Below are 21,453 nucleotides of genomic sequence, written 5' to 3'. Positions count from 1 at the left end.
TGGGGCTTGCTGAAAAGTCGCCGAGCGCAGGCACTTTTCAGACAAAGCCTAGGCTTCGATACCCTCGCTCAACTGGATGTTCAAACTACGCAGGGCATTCCAGTACTCAGGATAGGTCTTGCCGACGCATTCGGGGTCCAGGATGCGGATACCGGCTATCTTCAGGCCTGCGAGGGCGAAGCACATGGCGATCCGGTGGTCGGCATGGGTCTCGATCACGGCATCGGTCCGGGTGCCGGCCAGGGCGGGATCCGCCGCCACCAGCAGGTCATCGCCCTCGACGCTGGCGAGCCCGGCACGAATGGCGTTCAGGCCATCGTGCAACGCCGCGACCCGGTCGCATTCCTTGACCCGCAGGTTGGCCAGGCCTACGAAGCGCACGGGCGTCTCGTTGAAGGCGGCCAGCACCGCCAGGGTAGGGATGGCGTCCTGCATCTGCGAACCGTCGATGACCGCCGGCAGCCGGGGGAAGGCGGCGATATGGTCATGGGCCTTGGCATCGGGCTGGGTAAAGGCGTCATCGGCCACGCCCAGGTCGATGGCGCCCCCGGTCAGGGCCTGGGCCGCCCAGAGATAGGTGGCGGCGGAAGCGTCCGGCTCGATGAAGTAATCGCGGGCGACATAGCCGGTCGGGGCCACCCGCCAGGTGGCGGCGTCCAGTTGCTCGACCTGGGCACCGAAGGCACGCATCGCCTCGACGGTCAGGTCCACATAACCGCGGGCACCGATGTCGCTGCCGCGCAAGGCGACATCCACCGGTTCGCTGCCCAGCGCTGCCAGCATCAGCAGCGCCGAGACGTATTGGCTGGAAAGCCCGGCATCCACCTCGAAGCGGCGAGCGGTGAGACGTCCCTGACCCGTGACGGTCACGGGCGGGCAGCCGCTAGGGGCCTCGACCTGGATGCCGTTGGCGCTCAGGGTTTCCAGCAGGGGACCGATGGGCCGCTTCTGCATATAGGCATCGCCGGTGAGGGTGACGGCGCCATCGACGGTGGCGACCGCGGCGGTCAGAAAGCGCACCGCAGTGCCGGCATTGCCGAGAAACAGCGGTGCGGCCGGTTGCTGCAGGAGCCCGGAGCTGGTCACCACGAAGGTGGTGGCATCGGGCTCGTCCACGGTGACACCCATCTGCCGCAGGGCCTCGGACATGTGGCGGGTGTCATCGCTCTTGAGCGCGCCGGTCAGGCGACTGGTGCCCTTGGCCAGAGCCGCCAGCAGCAAGGCGCGGTTGGTGATGGACTTGGAGCCGGGTGGGGCGATCCGACCATGCAGCGCGACGTTGGGCGGGGTAACGGTGATGTAGGGTCTGGCGGACATGGGGGCTCCAAGCAACTTCGCGACGGCCGAAACGGCGGATCGTAACAAGGCCGCCATGATGCCATTTCAGGCCTCCCAGACCAAAGTGTCCATTTATTAATACCACCCCTATAGGGCTGATCAGGCTTGCCTGATACCTCCTATATCACGAACAAGTCATCAAGGCGGGGTAGTGCTAACGGTTTTCCGCCAGAGGCCGCCACCATGTCCCTTATTCGTCCCGATCGTCGTCGTGTTCTGCAAGGCCTGGGAGCCACGCTGCTGTTACCGGCCCTGGGCCAGCGGACCTGGGCCGCACCGGCAGGGCGCCCGGGCATACCCGATGGTGTCCAGGCGGGTGATGTCACCGAGGGCCGGGCACTGATCTGGAGTCGTACGGATCGCCCGGCGCGGCTACTGGTGGAGTGGGATACCCAGGAAAGCTTTCGCACGCTACGCAAAGCGGCGAGGCCGATCACCACGGCCGCCCAGGACTACACCGCCCGTATCGATCTGGCAGGGCTGCCCGCCGATCAACATATCTTCTACCGGGTGCGCTTCGAGGACCTGGACAGCGGTGCGCTCAGCGAGCCCATCATCGGCCACTTGCGCTCGGCCCCCAGCCAGCGCGGCGACATCCGCTTCGTCTGGGGTGGTGACACCGTTGGCCAGGGCTTTGGCATCAACCCTGACATCGGCGGCATGCGCATCTACAACGCCATGCGCGAGCGGCGCCCGGATTTCTTTCTGCACAGCGGCGACACCATCTATGCGGACGGCCCCGTTCCGGCGCAATTGACGGTGGAAGAGGGACGCATCTGGCGCAACCTCACCACCGAGGCCAAGAGCAAGGTCGCGGAAACCCTGGACGAATTCCGCGGCAACTATCGCTACAACCTGATGGACACTCACCTGAAGAGATTTAATGCCGAGGTGCCCCAGGTATGGCAGTGGGACGACCACGAGACCACCAACAACTGGTCGCCGAGCAAGACGCTGGACGAGCGCTACCAGGTCAAGGACATCACTGTCCTGAGTGGTAGGGCGCGCCAGGCCTTTCTGGAGTACGCACCCATGCGCGGCGTCTCGGCAGACGGGGCAGGGCGCATCTACCGCCGCATCGCCTACGGCCCCTTGCTGGATGTCTTCGTGCTGGACATGCGCAGCTATCGTGCCGGCAATGACAGGAACCTGGGTGACGAGGAGGGCGGTCAGGGTGCCTTCCTCGGTCAGGAGCAACTCGACTGGCTGAAGAAGGAGTTGCAGGCGTCCAGGGCGACCTGGAAAGTCATCGCGGCCGATATGCCCATCGGGCTGCAGGTCCCGGACGGCAAGGATGCGCAGGGCCAGGCGCGCTGGGAGGCCATCGCCAATGGCGATCCCGGAGCCCCCAAGGGGCGCGAGCTGGAAACGGCCGACCTGTTGCGCTTCATCGCGCGGCAGGGGATTCGCAATACCGTCTGGCTCACGGCGGACGTGCATTACTGCGCCGCGCATCACTATCACCCGGACCGGGCGGCGTTCCAGGATTTCGAGCCCTTCTGGGAGTTCGTGGCAGGGCCCCTCAATGCCGGCAGCTTCGGTCCCAACCCGCTGGATGCCACCTTCGGCCCCGAGGTGGTGTTCCACAAGGCACCTCCCCAGGCCAATACGTCACCCCTTAGTGGCTTTCAGTTCTTCGGCGAGGTCGAGATCGACGGCACGACCGCGGAATTGCAGGTCACCCTCAGGGATCAGGATGGTCGTTCGCAATTTACCCAGAAACTGCAGCCCCTGAATAGCAATACCACCCCTGTAGCGTAGAAGAATTTCATGATAACCCTCTGCACAGCTATCAAGAAGAGGCCCAAGTTCTTGTAAATGCTACAATCTGGTAGTTATCAGGTTGGAGTTGGCCATGCACGAAGACATCAAGAACGCGTTCGAAGATCTCAAACTGAGCATCGCGACCTTCAACGAGCGCTGGCCCGGCAAGGTGATAGCCGCCCGGGTCTGGCGACTGCCTTTGTTGGCGCAGCAGCGAGTGCCGGATCACATCGCCGTGGAGGCTTTCGAGGGCAGCGCCGCGGTGGAGCTCACCCGCGACGCCTTGCTGGCTTTCCACCTGCAGCCAGGGCAGGCACCAGGCACCGTCAGTCGCTTGCCAGGCTATATCGCGCTGGCCGAGCCGTTGATGGAGGAGATCCTGGCCATCAATAGCTGCAAGGCGGCCTTCAGTGCCGCCATCGAGCAGACGCGTCTGGAGCTGGAACTGGCGCCCGAGGCGCGACCGCGCATCATGCGCAAGGCGCTGGGAGGGGCCTTCAATACCAAGCAGTTGATCCGCAAGGTGCACGGCTTTCCCGATCCGGTCCGCCAGCTGACCTTTACCTGGGCCGGTCATACCGCCGGAGGAGAGCGGGTAAAGGTGTCCAAGGTACGGGAACAACTGAAAACCCTGGCCATGGCGCGCGCCGACCGCGAGCGAATCGCCCTGGATCGCACCCCGGAATGGCAGGAACACCAGGCGCTCAATCGCATGGCGGATGACGACATCCTGGTCCGGCACAAGAAGATTGCCCCGCATCCACGGGCGATGCTCTGGTTCGGTGAGGAAAGCCGTTATGACGCCATGATCCACGCGAACCTGCCGGTCTTCGTGGTACCGGCCGAGGACGGCATGCAGGTCGTCGATCTGCGCGATTTCGACCGTACCCAGCGCGGCGCGCTGCGACCCGACATCAAGCCGCGTCGTGAGGTCCTGGCCACGCGGCTGCTCTACCTGCCCACCGACAATCCGGAACGTCCCGCCGCCCAGCGCAACAACGAGGCGACCCTCAAGCGCTCGACCTACAGTCGCTGAGGGTCAGTGGCGTTACCGAGGAGATGAATGTCGTAACCAGATCCTTCGCCGCCGAGTGAAAAGGTAACGAAATCCTCTGCAACAACTGCGTGAACGCCAAGCCCGAATCTATTAAACCTAGCAATTTCAATGGTTTATGAATGTTGGCACGGCGAGTGCTTTATTACTGGCACAAGAACAACAAGATGCGCCGCTAACCGCCCACAACAAGAACAAGACGGCCAAGGCTCGCGAACCGATCATTTTGGAACTCGCCAGAGCGACCAAAGTAATCTGTTCACTTCCCACCTCCTTGGTGGGGCGTACCAAAGATCGATGACGTTGACGTCCGACAACAAGAACAAGAGGACAGCAGACGTACTTGAACAGGGGAGCCTTAGGGCTCCCTTTTTTCATGCCTGCCAAAACGCTCTAATACCACTTGCAAGACGTCAAGCAGCCACATCTAGCCCCGCCTGCCTTAAGCCCATCCCCCCGTCCTGAGAAAGCGTTGCCCTTGGCCGGTGCTCCCGTCCTTGTTGGCCTATGCTCACAGGAAGGGCGTCGCCAGAGAGGCTGACGACACGGCTTGGCTGGAAAGGGGAGCGGTACTGGTGAGTTTGAACGTGATGGTAGTGGGAGCGTATGGAAATTTCGGCTCCATCATCAGCCGCCGTCTGGCGCGAGTGGACGGGATCGAGCTTGTGCTCGCAGGGCGCGGAGCGCAGATAGCCCAGTTGGCGCAGGAACTAGGCACCCGATTTTGGCAGGGCGATGTGCTCGGCGCTGACTTCGCCAAAGCGCTAAGCGCGTTCCAGGTCGGACTCGTCATTCACACTGCGGGGCCTTTTCAAGGGCAGGACTATGCGGTGGCCAGGGCCTGCATAGCCGCAGGCGCGCATTACTGTGATCTATCCGATGCACGGGAATTCGTGGCGGGTATCACCCAGCTCGACGAGTCCGCAAGGTCTCGCGGCGTGGCTGTGCTCAGTGGCTGCAGCTCCGTTCCTACGCTGTCCGCCGCCGTCATTGAGGCTTTTCTCGCGAAGGCAGGTGGCGATTTTCGCGCGCACAGCCTGCGCTACGGCATCACGTCCTCTGCCAAGATGCCCGGGCTTTCCACCGTCCAGGGCGTACTCAGCTATGCCGGACGTCCCGTTCCCCAGCAACGCAATGGACGGCTGGAGCAGGTGCCTGGCTGGTATGGCCTGCAGTGGGTATCCATAACAGGCATGCGTGGTCGGCGTCTCGTGGCCAACGTGGATGTGCCTGACATGGCGGTATTTCCAGAGCGCTATGGTCTTCGTGACGTCTGCTTCAAGGCCGGTCCAGGTCTCGCCTTGGGCACCTTCGCCAATCATCTGTTGGCACGCGCCATACGGAGTGGACTCATCAGCCGACCTGATGGCATCGCCAGCAGGCTGCATCGCCTGGGCCGCCGGTTTGAGGCTTTTGGCAACGGTAAAAGCGCCTTCTATCTGGAGCTGGGCGGTGTCAAAGGTGAGCAACCATCGCGCTACCGTTGGGAGCTTCTGGCTACGCACGACAAGGGCCCGCAGATACCCTGCTGTGCAGCCATTGCCTTGGCTTGCAAGATGGCAACAGGCTTCCAGCCCACGCCAGGCGCTCGCGTCTGTGTGGGCGAAATAGATCTGCAGGAGTATCTGGAGGCGATAGGGCCTTCGTTCATCACGGTCACGGAGTGGTCGCGATGACCTATCTGGTACTGAAGTACCTGCATATCCTGGCCGCGGTGTTCCTGTTCGGATTCGGCATGGGCTCCTACCTTTATCTGATCGCTGCCACACGCAGTCGTATACCTCAGGTCATTGCCCAGGTCGCACGCATGGTGGTGTTCTTCGATACCTGGATCACCACACCCGCCGGCTTTCTGCAGTTGGGCACAGGCATCGCATTGGTCACGCTGATGGGATTGTCGGCATCCTCCGGCTGGGTATTCGGCTCACTCCTGGTATTTTTCGCCGTAGGAGCGCTCTGGTTGCCGGTGCTCTGGCTGCAGGGGCGAATGCTGAAGCTTGCACGGCAAGCCTCGGAGCGCGGCGAGGCGCTTGGCCCGGATTTTCAGCGAGCCTACAGACTCTGGTTCTGGATGGGTGTCGCCGGCTTCCTCGGGATGTTCGTCATCCTGCTGATGATGGTCACCAAGCTCTATCCCCATCAGCTGCTGGCGTTGTATCGCTAGGGATTCACGGTCCGAGTTTGGCGCATCCCGCGTCCTTGATCTATCGTGTGCGCAGCCCATCAGCCGCGGATACCTGTCCATGAGCCTTGCGAAGACCTTGCCTGCCCAGTGGCTGAACGAACCGACTCACTGGTCCGATACGGATGGTCTGCTGCACATCAGTACCGATAGCGAAACCGACTTCTGGCAGAAGACCCAATACGGCTTCGAGCGTGACAGCGGGCATTTCCGCGGTTATGCGGCCGGTGCGGATTTCACCGTGCAGGTACGGATCACCGGGACCTTCACCGAGCTGTACGATCAGGCTGGCCTGATGGTACGGCAGGGTAGCGATCGCTGGTGCAAGACGGGCCTGGAGATCAACGATGGCATCGCCCATCTAGGCAGTGTCCTCACCCTGGGGCATTCCGACTGGGCCCTGGGGCCGATGCCCGATGCCGTCCGCGGCTTCTGGCTGCGCATGACGCTGCATGGCGAGGTGCTGCGCCTGCAGTATTCCCTGGATGGCCTGAGTTGGCCGCTGTTGCGGCTGTGTCGATTCGCCAGCGAAGAGGGTGCGGACCTACGAGTTGGCCCCTATTGCTGCTCGCCGCAGCGCGAGGGCTTGGAGGTCAGCTTTGCCGACCTCCAGATAGGGCCGGCGATCGTCAAGGAACTGCACGACCTAAGCTGACCGAGCGGCGATCAGCTCATCCAGTTGCCGCCGTCGACGTTGTAGGTCTGGGCCACCACGAAGTCGCTGTCACTGGACGCCAGGAACAGCGCCATGCCGACCAGGTCCTCGGCGGTTCCCATGCGGCCGTAGGGCACGGCTTCGCCGACCAGGCGCTTCTTCTCGCCGAGCGGTCGCTGCTCGTAGTGGGCGAAGAGGGCGTCCACGCCTTCCCAATGCTCACCATCGACCACGCCCGGGGCGATGGCATTGACGTTGATGCGGTGCTTGATGAGGTCGAGGCCGGCCGACTGGGTCAGGCTGATCACCGCCGCCTTGGTCGCGCAATAGACCGCAACCAGTGCTTCGCCACGACGCCCGGCCTGACTGGCCATGTTGATGATCTTGCCGCCATGACCCTGGGCGATCATCTGCCGGGCAGCGGCTTGCAGGGTGAACAGGGGACCGGCCACGTTGATGGCGAACAGCCGGTCATAGCTTTCCCGCGAGATCTCGACGATGGGTGCCAGGTCGAACAAAGCGGCGTTGTTGACCAGGATGTCGAGCTTGCCAGCGGTAGCGACCACTTGGGAGATGGCCGTGTCGATGGAGGCCTGGTCGGTGACGTCCATGGCCAGGGCATAGGCGCGCTCGCCCAGTTCCTCGGCCGTTTCGCGGGCTCTTTCGATATTGATGTCGGCGATGGCCACCGTCGCGCCTTCTTTTAGGTAGGCCCGGGCGAAGGCCTTGCCGATACCGCGTGCGGCGCCGGTGATCAGCGCGCTCTTTCCTTGCAGTCTGTTCATGGTCTGGCTCCAATCGAGAGACTGACCGCGCGGTGCAGTGCGCGATCATGTCCTGGATAAAGGGACGTTACTTGAGATAGCCCGCGCGTTTCATTTCGCGGGTCGTCGAGGTCTGGGCCGCGTTAAGGGCCTGCTCGACGCTCATCTGGCCGGTGAGGGCGGCGGAGAACAGCTTGCCGACCGAGGTGCCGATGGCCTGGAACTCGGGAATGGTCACGTACTGGATGCCGACATAGGGCACCGGCTTGGCCGAGGGATGGGCCGGGTCGGCGTGCTGCATCATCTCCAGGGTGATCTTGGCGAAGGGCGCAGCGCTCAGGTAGGCCTGGCTGTAGGTGGACTGGCGAGTGCCCGGCGGGACGTTGGAGATGCCGTCCTGGTCGGCCACCAGTTGGATGTATTCCTTGGAAGTCGCCCAGGTGATGAAGGTCTTGGCCGCCTCCTTGTGCTTGGCGCTCGCCGGGATCGCCAGCGACCAGGCGTACAGCCAGGAGGAGCCCTTGTCGGTGACCTCGTGGGGCGAGGCGGCGAAGCCGACCTCATCGACCACCTTGCTCTGGCCCTTGTCGGTGGTGAAGGAGCCGGCGACGCTGGCATCCACCCAGAGCGCGCACTTGCCGCTGTTGAACAGCGCCAGGTTCTCGTTGAAACCGTTGCTGGAAGCCCCGGGCGGCCCGTACTTCTTCATGTTGTCGACGTAGAAGTTGGCCGCTGCCGTCCACTCGGGACTGGTCAGTTCGGGGTGCCATTGCTCGTCGAACCAGCGCGCGCCGAAGGCGTTGCCCATCAGGCTGAGCAGCGCGACGTTTTCCCCCCAGCCGGCCTTGCCCCTCAGGCAGAGACCGTATTGCTCCTTGTCCGGCTGGTTGAGCTGGCTGGCGAACGCGGCGAGTTGCGACCAGGTCGGCTTGTCGGGCATCTGCAGGCCGGCGGCCTTGAACAGGTCCTTGCGGTAGTAGGTGACGGTGCTTTCGCCATAGAACGGCAGGGCATAGAGATGGTTGTTGACCGACAGTCCCTGGCGGACCGCCGGGAAGATGTCTTCGACGTCATAGCTGGCAGGCAGGTTGTCGAGCGGCTCCAGCCAGTTCTTGGCCCCCCAGAGCGGGGTTTCGTAGGTGCCGATGGTCAGGACATCGAATTGGCCGCCACCGGTGGTGATGTCGGTGGTCAGCCGCTGCCGCAGCACGTTTTCCTCGAGCACCACCCAGTTGAGCTTGATATCGGGATGCTGTTTTTCGAAGACCTGGGACAGCCGCTGCATGCGCACCATGTCGCTGTTGTTGACGGTGGCAACGGTGACCGATTCGACGGCCTGGGCAACACCGGTCAACCCGAGACCGGCCAACAGCAGCAAGGCGATAGGGCGCTTCATCTTCTTCTCTCCGTGACTGCCACGACGGGCAGCTTGTTGTTGTTATGAATGGCGGGCCGCCGATATAAATCTGATCTCGACAGCGCAGCTGGAGAGGATTACAACAGCAGGGCCAAGCCGCTGGCTAACCTGGCATTGACCAGTTGCCGATACATTTTTGACCTGGATCGCCGAGCGCATCGAGGTCAAAAAAGCATCGATAGCCAGGCTGGTCTGTGCGGGCCTACAAGAACAAGCAGAGGTACATCATGAAGGCGACCGCCTTCCTCGAGGCGCGACCGGCAGAGCTGGAAGTGATCCTTGCCGCGCCCGACCAGAGCTTTCGCTGGTACGAGCACGACTATCCCTACGCCTTGGCGCGCTGGAATCATCACCCCGAATACGAGATCCACCTGATCCGCCAGGGCAGCGGCCGGCTGCTGGCCGGCGACTATGTCGGGCCCTTTGCGGCAGGTCATGTGGCCATGATCGGGCCGGATCTGCCGCATGACTGGATCGGTGATCTGCCACCCGGCGAGGTGATCGCCGGCCGTGACGTGGTCATCCAGTTCAACGGCGAATTGTTGCGCTCGCTGAGCGCCGTGGCGCCGGAGCTGGGCGATTATCTGCCGTTGCTGGAACAGGCCCGCCGCGGGCTGGAGTTCACCGGCGACACGGCTCGGCAGGCGGCGGCCTTGATCGAGGCGATCGGCCAGGCCCACGGCGCCGAGCGGCTACTCAGGCTGTTCGCCTTGCTGGGCTTGCTGTCCCGGGCACCGGAAACCGAAAGGCTCGTCCTGGCCAGTGCCTGTTATGCGCCGGCGCTGGATGCCCGCAGTTCCGCCCGGGTGCATCAGGCCTTCGACTATCTGCTGAGCGAACTCACCGAGGATATCCGGCTGCCAGTGATCGCCAGGCGCGTCGGCATGAGCGAGGCGGGTTTTTCGCGTTTCTTTAAGAAGGTCACCGGCCACGGTTTCATCGAACTGGCGCGCAAGCTGCGCATCCAGCGGGCCTGTCGGCTGCTGCTGCAGGCGGAATTGTCCATCGCCGCCATCTGTTTCGAGGTCGGCTATTCCAATCTGTCCAATTTCAACCGGCATTTCCGTAACGAGACCGGACGGACGCCCAGTCAGTATCGACAGGAGCAGATCGGAACCCTGCGTCAGCAGCCGAATGGGTGAGGGCGGGCGAGGGTGGTTGTGCCCTGGACCGGTCGGGCTTTTATAGAGGTAGGCGTACCTGGCCCCGGAGCGCCAGATACGCCGAACACAGGCTTATTCCGCGCTGGACGGCTTGGCCCAGAGGTTGATGTCGCCTTCGACCGCATGGGTGTCGATCTCGGCCAGTTCCTCGGCGGTAAAGCTCAGGTTGTCCAGCGCCGCCACGTTTTCCACGATCTGTTCGGGCCGACTGGCACCGATCAGGGCGCTGGTGATGCGCGGATCGCGCAGGGTCCAGGCCAGGGCCAGCTGCGCCAGGCTCTGGCCGCGGCGCTTGGCGATGGCATCCAGGACGCGGACCCGGGCCAGGTTCTCGGCGGACAGATGGCCTTGCTGCAGCGACTGGCCACCGGGCTGATTGACCCGGGCTTCGGCCGGAACGCCATTGAGGTACTTGTCGGTCAGCAAGCCCTGGGCCAATGGCGTAAAGGCGATCACGCCACTGCCGATTTCCTCCGTCGCATCCAGCAGATCCTTTTCGATCCAGCGATTGAGCAGGTTGTAGGCCGGCTGATGGATCAGCAGCGGGATCTTCCAGTCGGCCAGCAGCTTGGCCATTTCCCGGGTCTTGGTCCCCGAATAGGAGCTGATGCCGATATAGAGCGCCTTGCCTTGCTGGACCGCGGTGGCCAGGGCACTGGCGGTTTCTTCCAGCGGCGTGTGTTCGTCGAAGCGGTGCGAATAGAAGATGTCGACGTAATCCAGGCCCAGGCGCTTGAGGCTCTGGTCCAGGCTGGCCAGCACGTATTTGCGCGAGCCGCCACCTTGGCCATAGGGCCCGGGCCACATGTCCCAGCCGGCCTTGCTGGAGATGATGAGCTCGTCGCGATAGGCGGCGAAGTCTTCACGCAGCAACCGACCGAAATTGATCTCGGCGCTGCCATAGGGCGGCCCGTAGTTATTGGCCAGGTCGAAGTGATTGATGCCCAGATCGAAGGCGGTGCGCAGCAAGGCGCGCTGACGATCCAGCGGCGTGGTATCGCCAAAGTTGTGCCAGAGGCCCAGCGACAACGCCGGGAGCACGAGACCGCTGCGACCCACGCGGCGGTAAGGAATACGGTCATAACGATCGGAAGCGGCTTGATAAGCCATGCAAAATTCCTCGGGATGGAATACGTGTTGGAAACCCAGGACATTCGCGCGTGGTGACACAGGCAGAGGCGCGACAACCAGAAAGAGCTCCGGGAAAGGACGCCATCCGATTAAAGCTGTCGACGGCGTCTTGTACAAACGGGCGCTGCGGAATTTGCGGTACAGGTGTGGCAGCGGCGATCTGAATGCCCGAAGCCGTAATGCCAGGCAAAATGACCAGATCGCAGGAAATGGAAGAAAGCAGCCAACGTGAAAAGGCAGCCACTCGATGCAGCACTCCATAACCATAACTTCGCATAATGTATATTATGTTAAATTGGATATGGACAGGTGCTGGTCATTGCCCTTTGCCATCCAATTAGCCCACTGCCTTTCTCCCTTACTGCCAGACCAGGCTCGGCTTCGACTTCCCTACCCTGGCATCGTCGACCAGCTTGTTTTTAACTGCAGCGATTGCTGCTTGTGACGAATCTTCGCTGCGCGAACAAAACCGTCTTTGGCTTGCACCGCTGGACCTGTACACGGCTGCAGAACAATTTCTCGCCGGCATCCAGTGTCACCCGCACGCATCGCTGCTCAGCGTTTCTGCTAAAGGTCGTTCAGCGACGATCCTGAAGACGCGCCTGTTACCGACCGCGCCTTCAGGATCTTTCAGCTCACCGTTGAACGTTCTGGCTGATTGTCGCCAGTCATCCAGCCAAGGCCTGCTCCAGGCGCTGCAAGCGTTCCTGGTAGATCCGACGTGCCGCTAATGCATCTTCCAACGTTACGGCGACGAACCGCGCCTTCTGGTTGGGCTGCAGCTGGCCGATCAGATCCAGGTCGCTGCTGATGACCGTGCCGATCATGGCGTAACCGCCGCCCGACACCGCGTCTCGGTGCAGGACGATGGGCTCGAGGCCCGCCGGTACCTGGATCGAGCCGATGGGATAACAGCTGTCGACGATATTGGATGGATCCGAGCCGGCCCCAAAGGGTTGTTCGCGCGGCGTGAATGCCAGCGGTCGACCGCCCTTGAATCTATAGCCGATGCGATCGGCTTCGGAGCCCACCGTCCAGGTATCGGCGAAAAAGGCCTCGGCGGCTTCCGCGGTCAGGCGGTGATGATAAAGCCCGGGTACGACACGCAAGGTCACTTCGCCGCCGCAGGCCGGTACCAGATCGCTCGGTAATCGAGTTCCAGGCTTGGCAGCTGCCGCTGGCGTTCCGATCGGCAATTCGTCTCCCGCGGCGAGACGTCGACCCTGGAAGCCACCGAGGCCACCCAGCGTATAGGTCGAACGACTGCCCAGCACCTCGGGCACATCGAAGCCTCCGGCCACCGCCAGATAGCCGCGGGCACCGGCCTTGAGGTAATCGAACTTGAGCACCTGGCCGGCCCGCACCATGAAGGCCTCGTCCAGCGGCATTTCGGCGCCGTCCAGGCGTGGCGTCATGCGCGCGCCGCTCAGGGCGACCAGGGCGTTTTCGGCGAACTGCAGCTCCGGCCCGAGCAAGGTGCATTCCAGCGCGGCGGCGCCGGCTGCATTGCCCACCAGCAGATTGGCCGCACGCAAGGCATAGCTGTCCATGGCGCCGGACGGCGGAATGCCCAGGTGATAGTAGCCTTCGCGACCGAGGTCCTGGATCGCGGTGGCCAGGCCGGGTTTGAGTACCTTGATCATGCCGGCTCCTCCATCAGGGCGCGCGGATAGCCACGGGGATCGTCGAGAAAGGCGTCCAGGGAAAAGTCCATGGGGCGTATGTTCAGGGTGAAGCTACCCTCCTCTACCTCGGCCAGCATCCGGTCGTACTCGGCGCGGTCAATGGCGCGGAAGCGGACGATGTCGCCGGGCCGGAAAAACACCATGTGCTCTTGCAGATAGTCGAGGCGCTGCGCCGGATCGTAGATGGGCGCTGGCGTCACCCCGAACATCTGGTAGCCACCGGCACCCCGGACCGAGTAGATGCAGCCGAAGCAGCCGCCGTGACCCAGGGTCTGTTTGGGCGTGTCGGTGCGGGGCCGCAGGTACTTCGGCACCTGCAGCTGCCGCTCCGGCTCCACCATCTGGAACATGAACGGTAGCCCGGCGACGAAGCCCACCATGGAGACGAACCAGGGCGCGCCGCTGTGGGCCGCGATAAAGGCTTCGACATCGGCCAGGCCGTTGATGCGCGCGGCGTATTCCAGATCAGTGGCGGACGGATCCTGGTGGCGATCGCGAAAGCGCATCAGCGTCTCGTGGGTCCAGGGGTCGTTGTAGAGCACCGGGATCTCGATGATGCGGGTGGCCAGTTGGCGCTCGGCCACCGCCAGGTCTTCCACGCCCTGGACGGCGGCCAGCAGCCGGTCGGGCGGCAGGACATCGGGATCGAAGCGAATCTGGAAGGAGGCATTGGCCAGGCAGATGTCGTGGATGCCGGGCAACTGCAGCGCCTGCACCGCGCGGGTCATGGCCAGGCCACGGAAAAAGGTCTCCAGGGACATGCTTTCGGACAATTCGACGAACAGGTGCTCGTCGCCGCCAAAGCTGTAGCGGATCGCGGTCGTCATGCGGGAATCTCCTCGGCCAGCCAGTGTTCCAGGGTACCGGTGTCGAAGCAGGCTTCGATCACCCAGGGTTCGTCCAGCAGCCGTCGATGCAGGGATGCGGTGGTGGCCATGCCGGTAAAGCGCAACTCGTCCAGCGCCTGACGCGCACGGGCCAGCGCCTCGGTGCGATCGGCGCCATGGGCGATGAGCTTGGCCAGCAGCGAGTCGTAGTAAGGCGGCACCCGATAGCCGGCATAGAGATGGCTGTCGACGCGGATGCCCGCGCCACGCGGCCAGGCGAGCTGCTCGACCGTTCCGGGACTGGGGAAGAAATTGCGCGCCGGGTCCTCGGCGTTGAGCCTCAGCTCGATGGCCGCGCCCAGCAGATGGATGTCTTCCTGGCGCAGCCGCAGGGGTTCGCCACCGGCGATGCACAGCATGGCCTGGACCAGGTCGATGCCGGTGACCATCTCGCTGACCGGATGCTCCACCTGGATGCGGGTATTCATCTCGATGAAGAAGAACTCGCCTCGGGCTTCGTCGAACAGGTATTCCAGAGTGCCCGCGCCGCGATAGCCGAGACTTTCGGCCAGACGGACCGCGCTGGCGCAGAGGGTCTCGCGCTGGGCAGCGCTCAGCACCGGTGATGGTGCTTCTTCCAGAAGTTTCTGACGGCGACGCTGTAACGAGCATTCGCGTTCGAACAGATGCACCGCGCGCTGGCCATCGCCCAGGATCTGTACCTCTATATGGCGAGCGTGCTCGATGAAGCGCTCCAAATAGAGGGCACCGTTGCCAAAGGCGGCCTGGGCTTCACGTTGAGCGAGGGGAAATTCCCGCGCCAGTTCGGCGGCATCGCGGGCCAGGCGGATGCCCCGGCCTCCTCCTCCCGCCGACGCCTTGATCAGCAGCGGATAGCCCACCGTCTCGGCTGCCGCTATGGCCGCTTCTATATCGGCCGGTTCGGCGGCGGAGCCAGGCACCACCGGCACGCCAGCCGCCAGGGCGGTACGCCGCGCCTCGGCCTTGTCGCCCATGCGGCGAATGATGTCACCCGAGGGGCCGACGAAGATGGCACCGGCCTCCTCCACTGCATCGGCGAAGGCCGCGCTCTCGGCCAGGAAGCCATAGCCGGGATGGACCGCATCGGCACCGCTGTCGTGCAGCGCCCTGAGCAGCGCGTCGATGTTGAGGTAGCTGCGATCCGCCCGCGCTGGGCCGATCACCACCACGGCATCAGCCTGCCGCGCCGCCAGGGAATCCTGGTCCGCCTCGCTGCAGGCTAGCACCGTCTCGATGTTCAAGGCCTTGGCGGCGCGCAGAATACGGACAGCGATCTCGCCACGATTGGCGACCAGCAGACGGCGGATGCCGCCCCCTGTCGTGCTCACGAGTCGGCTCCGCTCAGGGTCGCCAGCAACTGACCCGGCTCGACCGGATCGCCGTCTTCGACCACGAAGGCCGTGAGGGTCCCGGCGACCTCGGCGTGGACCTCCGAGAATTGCTTCATCACCTCGACCAGGCCGATCACGGTACCGGCGGTGACGGTTTCCCCGACATCCACATAGGGCGCCGCATCAGGTGTGGGTTTGCGATAGAACGTCCCGGGCAGGGGCGAGAGCACCGAATGTTCGGCCATGACGATTCCTCTTCTAGGCGATGTTGTCGGAAAGGCAGGCGTAGCGAAGGACTGGAGGACCCGGCGTCTTGGCGCCGGTGTCCGCATGAAAACTAGCCGGCGCCAGGGGCGCGGATGGCAATGCCGGCGGCGTCCAGGCGCTGGCGGATGGCCTGGGCCAGGCCCAGCGCACCGGGGGTATCGCTGTGCAGGCAGATGGATTCGAAGGTCACCTCGACCTCGCCCCCCTCCACCGTGGCGACCCGCCCCTGTTGGCAGGCTCTCAGCACTCGCTCGGCCACCGCCTGGGGATCCAGGGCGCCCACGCGCCGGACCAGTACGATGGAGCCGCTGGCGTCGTAGTCCCGGTCGGCATAGAACTCGCGTACCAGGGGCTGTCCCAGCTCGCGACCGATACGCCAGGTGGCGGAGTTGGGCAGGCAATAGAGCAGCAGCTCGGGTTCGAGCCGCTGCAGGGTCTCCACCAGCAGGCGGGCCGCCGCCTCGTCCCGTGACAGGTGCATGAACAGCGCGCCATGGGGCTTGAGGTGTTGCAGGCGCAAGCCGTGCAAGCGAGCGAATTCACGCAAGGCGCCGAGCTGGTAGACGATATCGGCTACCAGTTCTTCGGCGGGCATCTGCAACGGGCGGCGCCCGAAGCCCACCAGATCGCGATAGCCCGGATGGGCGCCGATGGCGACATTGCGCGCCTTGGCCTGCAGCACGGTGCGCTGCATGAGGCTGGGATCGCCGGCATGGAAGCCAGTGGCGATATTGGCCGAGCTGACCAGGTCGAGCAGCTGGTCATCCACGCCGTCGCCTAGGGTCCAGGCGCCCAAGCCCTCGCCCATGTCGGAATTGAAGTCCACCTCGATCATTGCGGTATTCCCTGGCAGCGGTGTGTTGTCCTCGACCTTAGGACTGCCCTGCCCCCTTGGGAAGATTTATTATCCAAGGTTCAGCGTTCGGAAAAATCGATACCTCAGGACGATCCCCATGGCCCTAACCCTGCGTCAACTGCGCTACTTTGCCGCGACCGCCGAACTGGGTCAGATCTCCCAGGCCGCCATCCACCTGAACATCTCCCAGTCGGCGGTGACCAGCGCCATCCAGGAACTGGAGGGCCTGCTGGGTGCCAGCCTGTTCGTCCGTTCGGCCCAGGGGATGGCCTTGACCGACGCCGGTCGGCATTTCCTCAACCATGCCTACGGCATCCTGCGCGGGGTCGACGACGCCCTGAGCAGCGCCCTGCCCGACCACCGCGCCAGCGGCGAGCTGCGCATTGCCGCCAGCTACACGGTGATCGGCTACTTCCTCCCCCACCACCTGCAACGCCTGGCACAGCTCTATCCCGAGGTGACGGTGGCGGTGCACGAGCAGGAGCGCCAGGCCATCGAGGAAGCGCTGCTGGACAAGCGCATAGACATGGCGGTGGTGCTGACCGCCAACCTGACCCACGAGGACATCGTCTCCGAAACGCTCTTCAATTCCGAGCGCCGCCTCTGGCTGCCCAGTGGCCATCCCTTGCGCGATCAACCCGACGTCAGCTTGGCCGATGTTGCCCGCGAGCCCTATGTCCTGCTCACCGTCGACGAGGCCGAACAGAGCGCCATGCGCTATTGGCGCCAGTCGGGCCTTGAACCCCAGGTGCGCTTGCGCACCAGCTCGGTGGAGGCCGTACGCAGCATGGTGGCCAACGGCAGCGGCGTGGCCATCCTTTCCGACCTGGTCTATCGGCCCTGGTCCTTGGAGGGCAAGCGCCTGGAAACGCGCACCCTGGTGGAGCCCATCACCCCCATGAGCGTGGGGCTGGCCTGGCACAGGGAGCATCCACTGACGCCGGCCATGCAGGCCTTTCGCAGCTACTTCCACAGCGCCTTTCTGGCGCCCCAGCAGCTGGGCGCGCGACGGTGACTGTAGATATAAATCCTCACGATCGAAAGGATTCGATCTGAATAATAGCTTGGATAGCTAAAATCCTCACGATCTTGAGGATTGCATCGGTTATCCCTTTGGCGTTAGCCTGATCCCCACGCTCGTGAGGATAAATCATGCAGGTGATACTCAAGAATGCCGCCGACCTGGGCGCCCTCGTCCGCCAGGCGCGCAAGGCCCAGTCGCTGCGCCAGGACGATGCCGCCGGCAGTCTCGGCGTCAGTGAAAACTTTCTCGGCAAGGTCGAGCGCGGTGGCGAAACCGTCCAGTGGGGCAAGCTGTTCCAGGTACTGGAAGGCCTGGGAGTGCGCCTGATCGTGGATCTGCCCCCCGAGGTGGAAGCCCAGCCGGATACTCGGACACCATGAGGCGTGAACTCCTGGCCTGGATCGACGACCAGCTGGTAGGTCGGCTGGCTGACGAGAACGGTATCTGGTCCTTCCAGTATGAACCCGGCTGGCAGGCCTTCGCGCTCTGTCCACAATTGCCCTTGCAGCGAGCGCCGCTGATCGATGGCAGTTCGCAGCGACCGGTGCAGTGGTACTTCGATAACCTGCTACCCGAGGAAGGCCAGCGGCAACTGCTCGCCCAGGATGCGCGCCTGGATGCCGCCGATGCCTTCGCCCTGCTGAGCTGGTACGGCGCCGAATCCGCCGGCTCCCTTACCCTGCTCGCCGAAGGTCAGCACCTGCCGCCGGGAGATCGCCGCCGCCTGAGCGATGCCGATCTCTCCCGGCGGATCCAGGCCATGCCGCAGCTGCCGCTGACCCACGAGGCGCACAAGCGCATGTCGCTGGCCGGCGCCCAGCACAAGCTGGCGGTGATCCTCGATGACCAGGGGCTGCAGGAACCCGTGGGCGCCCTGCCCTCTACCCATATCCTCAAGCCGGACCATCCCCACGAGGCCTTCGCCCATTCGGTGATCAACGAGTGGTTCACCATGCGCCTGGCGGGTCTGGCCGGGCTGATGGTTCCCGCCGTCGAGCGCCGCTACGTGCCCGAGCCGGTCTATCTGATCGAGCGCTTCGACCGCGTCCGTACCCCGGGCGGCTGGCAGCGACGCCACGGCATCGACGCCTGCCAGGTGCTGGGTCTGGACCGTCATTTCAAGTACCAGGCGGGTAGCGTGGAGCGCCTGGCCGAGCTGGCCCGGCTGTGCGAGGCGCCCGCCGTGACCCGGACGCGGCTGTTCACCTGGCTGGCCTTCAACGTGCTGGTGGGCAATACCGATGCTCATCTAAAGAATCTGGGCTTTCTGGTCTCACCGCGGGGGCTGGCCCTCGCACCCTGCTATGACCTGCTCTGCACGGCGGTATACGAGAGCCGCGCTTTCGACCAGCAGCGCTGGCCGGACGCAACCACCCTCGCCTGGCCGATCCTCGGTGAAAACCGGCTGGCGGCCATCGACCGCGAGCGATTGCTGGATGCAGCCGAGGTGCTGGGTATCAAACGCTCACCGGCCGCCGCCCAGCTGCAACGCCTACGGCAACGCCTGCCCTCCCAGGCTCAGCAGCTGCTGGAACAGACCGAGCGGGAAAATCAGGCCCTGGCCGGCGCGTGGCCGGAGTTGCGGGCGGTCTTCGCCGGCGAGTTGCGCTGCCTGCGGGCGATCAGGGCGCTGATCGCCGAACAGGTCGAGCGGCTGGCCTGACGGCTACGCTCAAAGTGGCAACACCGCCAGCAGCCGCTCGCGTCTGAGCTGTTGCAGGCGAGCGATCAGCTCACCCGTGGGCGTGCTGCTCGTGAACTGTTGCAGTCGTTGACCGGCGACCGATCCCAGCCATTCCAGCTCGTTAAAGCCTTCCGGCTCGACCGCCAGCAGCAGGCAGTCACCGCCCAGCAGGGACAACAGCCGTACGATCCGGCTCTGCGGACCCTGGGTGAGCCACTCCTCGTGCAGCCCGTCGACGTCCTCCAGCTGCAACACCGGGAGATCGCTGCAGCCGGGCAAGCCGCTGCGCAATTCCCCCGTTACCGTGGGGTCGAGACCGCCATGCAGGATGACCAGCGCCACGGCCGGTCGGAGGTCATCTACCGCTATCCAGGGTTGGCTCGTCATGCGGGACCTCCTCGTGACCGGTCGTGGCCTGGGCTCAGGCGAAGGCGTTGTGGTAGGCGTTGAGCGCCGGTGCGCCCCCGAGGTGAACATAGAGCACCCGGCTGCCCTTGGCGATCTCGCCACTGCGCGCCATGGCGATCAGCCCGGCCATGGATTTGCCCTCGTAGACCGGGTCGGTGAGCATCCCCTCCATCTGCGCGGTGTAGCGGATGGCCTCGACGGTGGGACCATCCGGCAGGCCGTAGTCCGGTCCGCAGAACCGTGGCTCGATGATGACGTCCTCGTCGCGGATCTCCTGCTTCAGGCCGATCATCTCGGCGGTGTTGCGCGCGATCTTGGTCACCGCGGCGCGGGTCATCTCGGCGTCCGCCGCCGTGTCAATGCCGATCAGGCGGCGTTCCCGCTCCTGGGCGCGAAAGCCCACCACCATGCCGCCCTGGGTAGAACCGGTACAGGTGGCCGTCACCACGGTATCGAAGAAGAGGCCCTGGTCGCGCTCTTGCGCCGCCAGTTCATCGGCAAAATGGGCATAGCCGAGGCCACCTAGGGGATGGTCCGAGGCGCCGGCGGGAATGGCGTAAGGCTTGCCGCCTTCACGCCGCACCTCGTCCAGGGCGCGCTCCCAGGTGGCCTTCACCGCGGTGGAATAGCCCTCGCCTTCCAGCAGCGTCTGGGCGCCCATCAGGCGGGACAGCAGGATGTTGCCGACCTTGTCGTAGACCGGGTCTTCCCACTTGGTCCACTCCTCCTGAACCAGCCGGCACTTCATGCCCAACACCGCGGCGACGGCGGCCACCTGGCGCGTGTGGTTGGACTGGATGTTGCCGATGGACACTAGGGTATCGCAGCCCTGCGCCAGCGCATCGGCGGCCAGCCATTCCAGCTTGCGCACCTTGTTGCCGCCATAGGCGAGACCGGAGGATACGTCGTCACGCTTGGCCCAGAGTTCGATACCGAGGTCCTTCGACATGCGCTCCAGCTTGTGCAAGGGCGACGGGAAATAACCGAGCTTGACGCGGGAAAAACGCTTTTCGAGGTCCAGGGACATAGCAGCGACTCCAGTGATGAGAGAACGCCTTCCATGCTAGGCAAAGCTCTGGAAAAGGTGCTTTCGAATGACCGGCACAAAACCTGCTTTCCTTCTGGATTAGGTGTTTGAACGACAAGACCCTTCAGTCAGAATCCTCTTCCAAAGGAGAATCTTTCGATGAGCGAAAGCGCGGAACTCACTCCGGTCGAACGCAAGATCCTGAGAGCCCTGCAACAGGACGGCCGTCTGAGCAATGCCGAGCTGGCCCGCCAGGTGTCCCTGAGCCCCAGCGCCTGCTGGAATCACACGCGTAAGCTGTTCGACAGCGGCGTCATCACCGGCGTCAGGGCCCATGTGGACCCCAAGGCCGTGCAGCGGGAGACCGCGGTACTGGTAGGGGTGGTGCTGGACCGATCGACCCCGGAATCCTTCCAGGCCTTCGAAGCGGCCGCCCGCGCCCTGCCCCCGGTGTTGGAGTGCTACCTGGTGGCCGGCGACGTCGACTACTTCATCAAGCTCAGGGTCAAGGACATCGCCGCCTTCAATCGCCTGCACAGCGAGCGGCTGATCGCCCTGCCCGGCGTGCGCCAGGTGCGCACCTTTTTCGTGCTGAACGAAGTCAAGACCGAGGGGTTGTTGCCTATCTGATTCGGCGGGTGGCGCCTAGGCAGGGACAGGTGCCGAGCGGCGCCCGTTCAGGATAGCTGTCGGTTTCCGAAATTGTTGCGACATTTTGGAAATACCTAAACCGGAATCAGCCAATGACAGAAATCGACCCTTAGCAGCCATTTGTGTAGCGCGTCCTCATAGGTAGAGTTGAGATAGGCAAGACACCAGGTCTAGGCGAACGAT

21 protein-coding genes are annotated in these 21,453 nt (G+C 63.8%); 10 read left to right on the top strand and 11 right to left on the bottom strand.

Going from position 1 to position 21,453, the window contains the following annotated elements; genetic code table 11:
* Positions 1-48 precede the first annotated feature (48 nt).
* On the bottom strand, positions 49-1,317 hold the full coding sequence (locus FEZ61_RS04555; protein WP_173147481.1) for a 3-phosphoshikimate 1-carboxyvinyltransferase: 1,269 nt from the start codon (positions 1,315-1,317) through the stop codon (positions 49-51).
* 204 nt (positions 1,318-1,521) lie between these two features.
* On the opposite strand from FEZ61_RS04555, the gene FEZ61_RS04550 reads away from it, so the two are divergent.
* From FEZ61_RS04550 to FEZ61_RS04530, 5 genes are all read left to right on the top strand, one after another.
* Entirely contained in the window at positions 1,522-3,099 is a 1,578-nt protein-coding gene (locus tag FEZ61_RS04550; RefSeq protein WP_173147479.1) for an alkaline phosphatase D family protein, read from the top strand.
* 94 nt (positions 3,100-3,193) lie between these two features.
* Entirely contained in the window at positions 3,194-4,138 is a 945-nt protein-coding gene (locus tag FEZ61_RS04545) for a DNA replication terminus site-binding protein (protein ID WP_173147477.1), read from the top strand.
* 593 nt (positions 4,139-4,731) lie between these two features.
* Positions 4,732-5,832, top strand: coding sequence for a saccharopine dehydrogenase NADP-binding domain-containing protein (locus tag FEZ61_RS04540; protein WP_173147475.1), 1,101 nt, complete (start codon positions 4,732-4,734; stop codon positions 5,830-5,832).
* Positions 5,829-6,320 carry a DUF2269 domain-containing protein gene (locus FEZ61_RS04535; RefSeq protein WP_093251054.1) on the top strand — a complete coding sequence of 164 codons (492 nt, stop codon included), beginning with the start codon at positions 5,829-5,831 and terminating at the stop codon, positions 6,318-6,320. Before FEZ61_RS04540 ends, FEZ61_RS04535 begins: the two co-directional genes overlap by 4 nt.
* 79 nt (positions 6,321-6,399) lie before the next feature.
* Positions 6,400-6,993, top strand: coding sequence for a DUF1349 domain-containing protein (locus FEZ61_RS04530; protein ID WP_093251050.1), 594 nt, complete (start codon positions 6,400-6,402; stop codon positions 6,991-6,993).
* An 11-nt stretch (positions 6,994-7,004) separates the two neighbouring features.
* Here FEZ61_RS04530 and FEZ61_RS04525 read toward each other — a convergent pair whose 3' ends face one another.
* Together FEZ61_RS04525 and FEZ61_RS04520 are read right to left on the bottom strand one after the other, a co-directional pair.
* Positions 7,005-7,778 (bottom strand): L-iditol 2-dehydrogenase, encoded by a 774-nt coding sequence (locus FEZ61_RS04525; RefSeq protein ID WP_093251047.1) that lies wholly within the window; start codon positions 7,776-7,778, stop codon positions 7,005-7,007.
* A 67-nt stretch (positions 7,779-7,845) separates the two neighbouring features.
* A complete protein-coding gene (locus FEZ61_RS04520; RefSeq protein WP_173147473.1) occupies positions 7,846-9,153 on the bottom strand; it encodes a sugar ABC transporter substrate-binding protein in 1,308 nt (435 codons plus the stop codon).
* Between the two features lie 248 nt (positions 9,154-9,401).
* Between FEZ61_RS04520 and FEZ61_RS04515 the strand changes: the two genes are divergently transcribed.
* Entirely contained in the window at positions 9,402-10,316 is a 915-nt protein-coding gene (locus FEZ61_RS04515; protein WP_173147471.1) for an AraC family transcriptional regulator, read from the top strand.
* 93 nt (positions 10,317-10,409) lie between these two features.
* On the opposite strand, the gene mgrA is transcribed toward FEZ61_RS04515, so the two are convergent.
* The 6 genes from mgrA to FEZ61_RS04485 form a co-directional block, all read right to left on the bottom strand.
* Positions 10,410-11,447, bottom strand: coding sequence for an L-glyceraldehyde 3-phosphate reductase (gene mgrA / locus FEZ61_RS04510; RefSeq protein ID WP_173147469.1), 1,038 nt, complete (start codon positions 11,445-11,447; stop codon positions 10,410-10,412).
* Positions 11,448-12,136: 689 nt separating this feature from the next.
* Positions 12,137-13,111, bottom strand: a complete 975-nt coding sequence (locus FEZ61_RS04505) for a biotin-dependent carboxyltransferase family protein (protein ID WP_173147467.1) — start codon at positions 13,109-13,111, stop codon at positions 12,137-12,139.
* Positions 13,108-13,980: an allophanate hydrolase subunit 1 gene (locus tag FEZ61_RS04500; RefSeq protein ID WP_173147465.1), complete on the bottom strand. Its 873-nt coding sequence runs from the start codon at positions 13,978-13,980 to the stop codon at positions 13,108-13,110. The genes FEZ61_RS04505 and FEZ61_RS04500 overlap by 4 nt, the downstream gene beginning before the upstream one ends.
* Positions 13,977-15,350, bottom strand: coding sequence for an acetyl-CoA carboxylase biotin carboxylase subunit (locus FEZ61_RS04495; protein WP_346342857.1), 1,374 nt, complete (start codon positions 15,348-15,350; stop codon positions 13,977-13,979). The genes FEZ61_RS04500 and FEZ61_RS04495 overlap by 4 nt, the downstream gene beginning before the upstream one ends.
* Positions 15,347-15,598, bottom strand: coding sequence for an acetyl-CoA carboxylase (locus FEZ61_RS04490; RefSeq protein WP_017640209.1), 252 nt, complete (start codon positions 15,596-15,598; stop codon positions 15,347-15,349). Before FEZ61_RS04490 ends, FEZ61_RS04495 begins: the two co-directional genes overlap by 4 nt.
* Positions 15,599-15,690: 92 nt before the next feature.
* Positions 15,691-16,455, bottom strand: coding sequence for a 5-oxoprolinase subunit PxpA (locus FEZ61_RS04485; protein ID WP_173147463.1), 765 nt, complete (start codon positions 16,453-16,455; stop codon positions 15,691-15,693).
* A 118-nt stretch (positions 16,456-16,573) separates the two neighbouring features.
* Between FEZ61_RS04485 and FEZ61_RS04480 the strand changes: the two genes are divergently transcribed.
* The 3 genes from FEZ61_RS04480 to FEZ61_RS04470 all read left to right on the top strand — a co-directional run bounded on the left by FEZ61_RS04480 (position 16,574) and on the right by FEZ61_RS04470 (position 19,163).
* Positions 16,574-17,491, top strand: a complete 918-nt coding sequence (locus tag FEZ61_RS04480; protein WP_173147461.1) for a LysR family transcriptional regulator — start codon at positions 16,574-16,576, stop codon at positions 17,489-17,491.
* Between the two features lie 137 nt (positions 17,492-17,628).
* On the top strand, positions 17,629-17,880 hold the full coding sequence (locus FEZ61_RS04475) for a helix-turn-helix domain-containing protein (protein ID WP_173147459.1): 252 nt from the start codon (positions 17,629-17,631) through the stop codon (positions 17,878-17,880).
* Positions 17,877-19,163, top strand: coding sequence for a HipA domain-containing protein (locus FEZ61_RS04470; RefSeq protein WP_173147457.1), 1,287 nt, complete (start codon positions 17,877-17,879; stop codon positions 19,161-19,163). Before FEZ61_RS04475 ends, FEZ61_RS04470 begins: the two co-directional genes overlap by 4 nt.
* Before the next feature lie 9 nt (positions 19,164-19,172).
* Here the strand turns inward: FEZ61_RS04470 and FEZ61_RS04465 are convergent, their stop codons facing one another.
* Positions 19,173-19,571: a hypothetical protein gene (locus FEZ61_RS04465; protein ID WP_173147455.1), complete on the bottom strand. Its 399-nt coding sequence runs from the start codon at positions 19,569-19,571 to the stop codon at positions 19,173-19,175.
* 34 nt (positions 19,572-19,605) lie between these two features.
* Positions 19,606-20,613 (bottom strand): 1-aminocyclopropane-1-carboxylate deaminase, encoded by a 1,008-nt coding sequence (locus FEZ61_RS04460; protein ID WP_197480268.1) that lies wholly within the window; start codon positions 20,611-20,613, stop codon positions 19,606-19,608.
* A gap of 165 nt (positions 20,614-20,778) precedes the next feature.
* Between FEZ61_RS04460 and FEZ61_RS04455 the strand changes: the two genes are divergently transcribed.
* On the top strand, positions 20,779-21,249 hold the full coding sequence (locus FEZ61_RS04455) for an Lrp/AsnC family transcriptional regulator (RefSeq protein WP_064308720.1): 471 nt from the start codon (positions 20,779-20,781) through the stop codon (positions 21,247-21,249).
* Positions 21,250-21,453 lie beyond the last annotated feature (204 nt).

This window comes from Pseudomonas sp. MS15a(2019), from assembly GCF_013277805.1.
GTDB classification, from domain to species: Bacteria; Pseudomonadota; Gammaproteobacteria; order Pseudomonadales; family Pseudomonadaceae; genus Chryseomonas; species Chryseomonas benzopyrenica.
The sequence above is the reverse complement of the archived record's forward strand: the minus strand, read 5'-3'. Positions and strand labels throughout refer to the sequence as shown.